This is a genomic window from Lysobacter enzymogenes (assembly GCF_900106525.1).
GTDB classification, from domain to species: domain Bacteria; phylum Pseudomonadota; class Gammaproteobacteria; order Xanthomonadales; family Xanthomonadaceae; genus Lysobacter; species Lysobacter enzymogenes.
In genome coordinates, this window is sequence record NZ_FNOG01000002.1 from 771,959 (window position 1) to 779,505 (window position 7,547).

Annotated in this window: 6 protein-coding genes; 2 read left to right on the forward strand and 4 right to left on the reverse strand. The window is 67.7% G+C overall.

Annotated features, from left to right (window positions below):
* Window positions 1-1,354 (forward strand): acetyl-CoA hydrolase/transferase C-terminal domain-containing protein (locus tag BLU84_RS25440; protein ID WP_324610475.1); only part of this gene is annotated, 1,354 nt, incomplete at its 5' end.
* A 162-nt stretch (window positions 1,355-1,516) separates the two neighbouring features.
* Here the strand turns inward: BLU84_RS25440 and BLU84_RS07510 are convergent.
* The 4 genes from BLU84_RS07510 to BLU84_RS07525 form a co-directional block, all read right to left on the reverse strand.
* Complete coding sequence (locus BLU84_RS07510; RefSeq protein ID WP_074864526.1) at window positions 1,517-2,038, reverse strand: REP-associated tyrosine transposase; 522 nt, start codon at window positions 2,036-2,038, stop codon at window positions 1,517-1,519.
* Window positions 2,039-2,160: 122 nt separating this feature from the next.
* Window positions 2,161-3,294 (reverse strand): acyltransferase family protein, encoded by a 1,134-nt coding sequence (locus BLU84_RS07515; RefSeq protein ID WP_074864530.1) that lies wholly within the window; start codon window positions 3,292-3,294, stop codon window positions 2,161-2,163.
* Between the two features lie 286 nt (window positions 3,295-3,580).
* On the reverse strand, window positions 3,581-5,578 hold the full coding sequence (gene tkt / locus BLU84_RS07520; protein ID WP_074864532.1) for a transketolase: 1,998 nt from the start codon (window positions 5,576-5,578) through the stop codon (window positions 3,581-3,583).
* 352 nt (window positions 5,579-5,930) lie between these two features.
* Window positions 5,931-7,295: a dicarboxylate/amino acid:cation symporter gene (locus tag BLU84_RS07525; RefSeq protein WP_074864534.1), complete on the reverse strand. Its 1,365-nt coding sequence runs from the start codon at window positions 7,293-7,295 to the stop codon at window positions 5,931-5,933.
* Between the two features lie 98 nt (window positions 7,296-7,393).
* Here BLU84_RS07525 and BLU84_RS28375 point away from each other — a divergent pair.
* Window positions 7,394-7,547: DUF6053 domain-containing protein (locus BLU84_RS28375; protein WP_425479340.1), on the forward strand; the 154-nt coding region annotated here is incomplete at its 3' end.

Below are 7,547 nucleotides of genomic sequence, written 5' to 3' on the forward strand. Positions count from 1 at the left end.
TAACGCGAAGGCGCAGGTTGCGCCGCTTGGTCAGACCGCTTCGTTGGAGGTTGACCTCTCCGGCGCCCGTAACGCGAAGGCGCCGGTTGCGCCGCTTGGTCAAGCCGCTTCGTTGGAGGTTGACCTCTCCAGTACCCATAACGCGAAGGCGCAGGTTGCGCCGCTTGGTCAAACCGCTTCGTTGGAGGTTGACCTCTCCGGTACCCGTAACGCGAAGGCGCCGGTTGCGCCGCTTGGTCAAACCGCTTCGTTGGAGGTTGACCTCTCCAGTACCCGTAACGCGAAGGCGCAGGTTGCGCCGCTTGGTCCGTTTAGCGTTGGGCTTTTTGGATGCAGCGAAATGCTCAACGAAGGCTTCCGCCGCCTGGTCGAAGTCGGCGTGATCAAGCGCAAGGTGATCGACGATCTCGACTTCATGCGTCGCCTGCACGAAGGCCGCGCCGACGCCGCCGACCACGAGCGGCTGGAACGCGAAGGCGAATATCTGCAAGGCGGCTTCTACCTGGGCTCGCAGGATTTCTACGACTGGCTGCGCGATATGCCCGAATCCGAGCGCCGCGGCATCAGCATGCGCCGCATCAGCGAGGTCAACGAACTCTACGGCGGCAACGAAACGCTCGAACGCCTGCAGCGCCGCGACGCGCGCTTCTTCAACAGCTGCATGATGGCGACCGCGCTGGGCGCGGCGGTGTCCGACACGCTCGACGACGGCCGCGTGGTGTCCGGCGTCGGCGGCCAGTACAACTTCGTGGCGATGGCCCATGCCCTGCCCGACGCGCGCTCGGTGCTGATGCTGCGCGCCACCCGCGACAGCGGCGGCGAAACGCGCTCGAACGTGGTGTGGAACTATGCGCAGACGACGATCCCGCGCCACCTGCGCGATGTCTACGTCACCGAATACGGCATCGCCGACCTGCGCGGCAAGACCGACGAGGACTGCATCCTGGCGATGGCCGCCGTCGCCGCCGCGGGCCATCAGTTCCCGTTGCTGCAAGCGGCGATGGCCAGCGGCAAGCTGCCGCAAACGCACTACCGGCTCAGCGAGCGCAACAGCCCGCAGCGGCTGCGCGAGGCGCTCGCGCCGCTGCGCCAGCAGGGTGCGCTGCCGGACTATCCGCTCGGCAGCGATTTCACCGGGGTCGAGCAGCGGCTGGTGAAGGCGTTGGGGTGGCTCAAGGCGAATACCGCTACTGGCGGCGCCAAGGCGCGCACCGTGATGAAGGCATTGTTCTCTTCCAGCACGGAAGATGCCGAAGCGATGCAGCGGATGGAGTTGGAAGCACCTAGCGGGTTCGGCGAGCGGCTGGAAGCGCGATTGGTTGCTTTGGCGCTGCGAGAGACTCGTTCCGGCTGATCGAAGAGCGTAGGGCCTGAAGGGCCCGGCCACAGTTGGAATCGATTCTGCTGATCGGAAAGCGTCGGGCCTGAAGGCCCTCCCACAAGGGTCCTCCCACAAGGGTCCTCTCACAAGGACTCTCCCACAAGGCTCTCCCTAAGGCGATCTCCCACAGGACGCCTACGACTCCGGCGCGGGCTCTTGTGGGAGGGCCTTCAGGCCCGACGCTTTTCTGTCAGTCCATATCGCATCCCAGTAGGGATAGTCCGAAACTTTCTCCACCAACCCCGCCCGCTTCGGGTTGGCCACGATGTAGCGCGCAGCGGGAAGCAGATCCGCCTCCCGCCGCAAGGCGCGATCATGAAAGCCCGGCATCCACACGAAGCCTTTGCGGCTCAGAGCGCGGTTGACCGATCTGGCCGCCCGTCCCTTCATCGAAGCCACCACGCTTTCCAATCGGACGCCATCGCCTAGCTGGATCAGTCCATGCCAATGGTCCGGCATCAGCACCCAGCACAGCAGCTGCGCGCCGAGCCATTTGTCTGGATCGGCGATCGCGGCGGCGGCGATGCCGGCGACGTGCTCGCTGGCGAAGATGCGGCGACGGCGGATGCAGGTCGTCGTCACCAAGTAAATCTGCTGCGCTTGCGAGCAGCGACCGCGGCGCAGGGCTTCGTAGCCAGGAGCTTCAGAAGAGTTCATATCCCCAGGTTCGCGCTGCGCGCTTGGCTGGGTTATCGGAATGCGCCGGTGGAGCGGCTAGGAAAGTTCCGCTGCGGCGGGCAGGAAAGCGTCGGGCCTGAAGGCCCTCCCACAGTCGGCGCTCAAGCGGCCGCGCCTGTCGTTGCCTGCGAAGCACGCATGCGCTCGAACGCCCGCCGCCCCCAGCGCATCCCCGGCTGCTCGACGAACCGATACGTCAGCCACGCCGCCGGAATCGCTAAAACCAGACTCACCACCAGACAAGCCGCATACGCCACACCGTCCGGCAACGCGACGTACAAGCGCGCGAACACGCCGTACAAGCGCGACACCACGAACGGATGGACCAGATACAGCGAGTAGCTGATCGCCCCGAGAAAACACGTCGCGCGGTTGACCAGCACGCGCACGGCGACGCCTTCGCCGGCCAGCAGCAGGCCGAGCAGGATCAGGCCGTAAGCGAGCGCGCTGAGGTGCCAACCCGACGCCCAGGCGCCGGTCGGCAAGACGCCGTAGGGAATCGCTGCCAGCCCCGCCGCGCCGCAGGCGAGCGCGCCCAGGCCCAGCGCGCGACGCGGCGCGGCCGCCAATTCGCGCAGACGTCGCCACGCGCCGAACAGCACGCAGCCGAGCACGAAGATCGGCATCTGGGTGAGCAGGCCGTAGCCGTTGCCGAGGAAGGCCAGCGCCGGCGGCGCGGCGTGCGCGGCCCACAGCGCCAGCGCGTAGCTCGCCGCCAGCAACGCCAGTTGCGCCGGCAGCCGCCGCGCGTACAACGCCAGCAACGGGAACACGGCGTAGAACAGCATCTCCACGCCGATGGTCCAGCTGCCCATGACGATGCCGGCCTGCCACTGCGGCGACAGGCCGAACAGCATCGAGGCGTTCCAGGCGATTTCCTGCGCGCCGTAACGCGCCGGTTCGCGCATCTGGTCGCGCAACACCATGACCGCCAGCAGCACCAGCAACAACGGCGCGATGCGGAACAAGCGGCTGAGATAGAAACTGCGCAGCGCAGCGCCGCTGGCGGCATGGCGCGGCCAAGTCAGGCACAGCGAGAACGCGCTCATGACGAAGAACAGCACCACGCCGCTGCCGCCCATGCCGATCGCCGGCACCGCCCAGGCCGGCACCGGCAAATGCGGATCGGGCATCGCCATGACGTGATAGACCACCACGTACAACGCGGCCAGGCCGCGCAGGGCATCGAGTTGCGGCAGGCGCGGCGCGGCTTCGGCGGGCAGTGGGTGGGGCATGGACGTTCCGGCGCCCGTCGACGATCGCGCAGGCGCCGGGCGCTGCGGCTGCAGGTGCATGGTAGTAGCGAGCAAGGCACTTAAAAAGTGCGCTAACGCCGATGTGGAACTGACAACCGCGCAAACGCCATCGCGCGGAATCGATCCACAGCAGGCCGAACCCGCGGGCGGGAATGCACGCCGGGCTTACTTCGTACGACAGCCCGCCGCAAAAACGAACGGGGACGCAATGCGTCCCCGTTCAGTCGCCGCCCCGCCTGCGCGGGACGGCCTATGCCGCGCCCGCTCAGCCGAGCTTCTTGACCGTGGCGACCACGCGCTCGACGGTGAAGCCGAAGTACGGGAACAGCGCTTCGGCCGGGGCCGAGGCGCCGAAGCGGTCGATGCCGACCACATCGCCGTCCAGGCCGACGTACTTGCGCCAGAAGTCGCTGACGCCGGCTTCGATCGCCACGCGCTTGCGCACCGCGTTGGGCAGCACCGACTCGCGGTAGTCCTGCGGCTGGCGGTCGAACACGTCGGTCGAGGGCATCGACACCACGCGCACCTTGACCCCTTCGGCGCTGAGCTGGTCGGCGGCCTGGGTGGCCAGGCCGATTTCCGAACCGGTCGCGAGCAAGATCACCTCCGGCGCGCCGTCGCTGTCGCGCAGCACGTAGCCGCCGCGCTCGATCTGCGCGACCTGCTGCGCGTCGCGCGGCTGGTGCGGCAGATTCTGGCGCGAGAACACCAGGCAGCTCGGGCCGTCCAGGCGGGTGATCGCCGCCTTCCACGCCGCCGCCGATTCCACCGCGTCGCACGGGCGCCACACGTCGTTGTGCGGGATGTAGCGCAGGCTGGCGAGGTGCTCGATCGGCTGGTGGGTCGGGCCGTCTTCGCCCAGGCCGATGGAGTCGTGGGTGTAGACGTGGATCACGTGCGCGCCCATCAGCGCGCTCATGCGCACTGCGTTGCGGGCGTAGTCGCTGAACACCAGGAAGGTGGCGTCGAACGGGATGAAGCCGCCGTGCAGGTTGAGGCCGTTGCTGATCGCGCTCATGCCGAACTCGCGCACGCCGTAATAGACGTAGTTCGCGTTCGGATCGCTGGTGGCGACCGACTTGCTGGCCTTCCACAGGGTCAGGTTCGAGTGCGCCAGGTCGGCCGAGCCGCCGATCAGTTCCGGCAGCAGCGGCGCGAAGGTCTCGATGGCCATCTGCGAGGCCTTGCGCGAGGCGATGGTCTGGCCGTCGGCCTGCAGCTTGGCGAGGTAGGCGTCGGCCTGGGCGACGAAGTCGGCCGGCAGCTCGCCGGCGATGCGGCGCTTGAGCTCGGCGGCTTCGGCCGGGAACTGCGCGGCGTAGGCGTCGAAGGCCTGCTGCCACTGCGCCTGCGCGCTAGCGTGGTCGCGGTTGCGCCAGCCGGCGTAGATGTCCTGCGGGATTTCGAATTCGGCGTACGGCCAGTTCAGCGCGGCGCGGGTCGCGGCCACTTCGTCCTTGCCCAGCGGCGCGCCGTGCGAGGACTCCTTGCCCGCCTTGGCCGGCGAACCGAAGCCGATGGTGGTGCGGCAGCAGATCAAGGTCGGCTTGTCGCCGTGCTTGAGCGCGGTTTCGATCGCGGTCTTGATCTCGACCGGATCCTGGCCGTTGACCTTGCGGATCACGCGCCAGCCGTAGGCCTCGAAGCGCGCCGCGGTGTCGTCGGTGAACCAGCCGTCGGTGTTGCCGTCGATGGAGATCTTGTTGTCGTCCCAGAACGCGACCAGCTTGCCCAGGCCCCAGGTGCCGGCCAAGGACGCGACTTCGTGCGAGATGCCTTCCATCAGGCAGCCGTCGCCGAGGAACACCCAGGTGCGGTGGTCGACGATGTCGTGGCCTTCGCGGTTGAAGCGCTGGGCCAGGATCTTCTCCGCCAGCGCCATGCCGACCGCGTTGGCCAGGCCCTGGCCGAGCGGGCCGGTGGTGGTCTCAACGCCCGGGGTCTCGAAGTTCTCCGGATGGCCCGGGGTGCGCGAGTGCAGCTGGCGGAAGCGCTTGAGCTCTTCGATCGGCAGGTCGTAGCCGCTCAGGTGCAGCAGCGCGTACTGCAGCATCGAGCCGTGGCCGTTGGAGAGGATGAAGCGGTCGCGGTTGAACCACTTCGGGTCGGCCGGGTTGTGGCTCAGGAAGTCGTTCCACAGCACTTCGGCGATGTCGGCCATGCCCATCGGCATGCCCGGGTGGCCGGAGTTGGCGGCCTGCACCGCGTCGATGGCGAGGAAACGGATGGCGTTGGCAAGGTCGCGGCGGCTGGGCGTCGTCATGGGGCTCGGGCGGCTGAGGCTGGGAAGCGGAGCGGAGTACCGGCCCGGGGCGTGCCCGTTGCGGGCGGCGGGGCCGGCGAAGAGGCGCCATTGTCCCATCCCGGGGCGGCCGTGTCGCCCCGAGCCGTTCAGGGGCCGGCCGCTGGCCCCCGGAGCGGCCTTCGCCGTCCCGAAGCGGCAGATTCGGCATGCCTCCTGTAGGAGCGGCGCGAGCCGCGACTGCGACAACGCAACTACGGCGGACGTTTCGACGCAGCTGAGTTGTCGCGGTCGCGGCTCGCGCCGCTCCTACAGGAAGCAGCCGTCACAACGAAAAAGCCCGCCGGAGGGCGGGCTTTTCGAGGATCGCGGCTCAATCCGCCAGCGTCTCCGCCGGCGGATCCTCCACCCCGCGCGACACCATCGTGGCGATGGCGATGTCGCCGGTGACGTTGAGCGTGGTCCGGCACATGTCGAGGAAGTGGTTGACGCCCAGGATCAGGCCGATGCCTTCCGGCGGCACCTTGACCATCGCGCAGATCATCGCCACCACCGGCAGCGAGCCCGACGGGACGCCGGCGGTGCCGATGCCGCCGAGGATGCACACCAGCATCACCATCACCTGCTGGCCCAAGGTCAGGTCGACGCCGAAGAACTGGGCCAGGAAGATCACCGTCACGCCTTCGAACAGCGCGGTGCCGTTCTGGTTGGCGGTGGCGCCGACGGTCAGCACGAAGCGCGAGATGCGCCGCGGCAGCTTGAGCTCGTCGGCCACGCGCAGCGCGGTCGGCAGGGTGGCGTTGCTGGAGGCGGTGGAGAACGCCAGCACCATCGCTTCCTGCGCGCCCTTGAAGAATTCCAGCGGCGAGCGCCCGCCGATGAATTTGATCGCCAGCGAGTAGGTCACGAACATGTGGATGGCCAGCGCCGACACCACCACCGCTACGTACTTGGCCAGCTTGAACAACAAGTCCCAGCCGAACTGCGAGGACAGGTTGAACATGAAGCAGAACACCGCGTACGGCGCCAGCTTGATCACCAGCCCGATCAGGGTCATGGAGATTTCGAACAGGCCCTGCACGCCGTCGCGCAGCGTGTCCACCGCCTTGGACTTGGTCAGCACCATGCCCACGCCGATCATCAGGGCGAAGAACATCACCGCCAGGATGGCGTCGTCGGCCGCGGCCTGAACCACGTTGCTGGGCACGATCGACACCAGCATCTGGATGCCCTTGGGCGCGTCGGTGCTGCCCTTGACGATGCTTTGCGCGCGCTCGGCGTTCTCGGCCATCAACTGCTGCGCCTGGGCCGGGTCCATGCCGGCCCCGGGTTGGAACAGGTTGACCATCAGCAGGCCCAAAATCACCGCCAGGCCCGACATCACGATGGTCAGACCCAGCGTGCGCCAGCCCACCCGCCCGAACGAACGGATGTCGCCCATCTCGCTCACGCCCATGACCAGCGCCGAGAACAGCAGCGGGATCACCAGCATGAAGATCAGGCGCAGGAAGATTTCGCCGGCCGGGCCGGTGATCACTTCGGTGAACAGCTTGAGCAGCGATTCGCAGCGCCAGCCGGCCGCGCCGGCTTCGCAGGCCTGGCCGCTGAGCTGGGCCCAGCTGACGCTGCCGATGCCGGCGGCGTAGACGATCAGGCCCAGGCCGAGGCCGGCGAGGAAGCCGATCGCCATTTTCCAGTGCAACGGCAGCGGCTTGCGCGCGTTCGCGGTTTCGCTCATGGATTCGCTCGTTACGGGCCCGGCCAAAACAGCGGGCAGGATACACCAGGGGGTCGAAAACGCCCGGACGGTGGGGTTTGGAGGCGGCCCGGGCCTGGATGGCAGGGGTTTTTCCTGTGGGATGGGCTTCGGTTCCGAGGCTTTGCTGTGCGATCGCGGCGATCTGGCACGAAAGCGTCGGGACTGAAGTCCCTCCCACAGGAGTTCCACCCACAAGTGGAACGGCGGGATTCAGAAGGATCGCGGCCGGCT

Bases quoted from the DNA above. Each gene is read 5' to 3' on its own strand.
- BLU84_RS07510 (WP_074864526.1), bottom strand. From the start codon at position 2,038: ATGAACTCTTCTGAAGCTCCTGGCTACGAAGCCCTGCGCCGCGGTCGC.
- BLU84_RS07515 (WP_074864530.1), bottom strand. From the start codon at position 3,294: ATGCCCCACCCACTGCCCGCCGAAGCCGCGCCGCGCCTGCCGCAACTC.
- tkt (WP_074864532.1), bottom strand. From the start codon at position 5,578: ATGACGACGCCCAGCCGCCGCGACCTTGCCAACGCCATCCGTTTCCTC.
- BLU84_RS07525 (WP_074864534.1), bottom strand. From the start codon at position 7,295: ATGAGCGAAACCGCGAACGCGCGCAAGCCGCTGCCGTTGCACTGGAAA.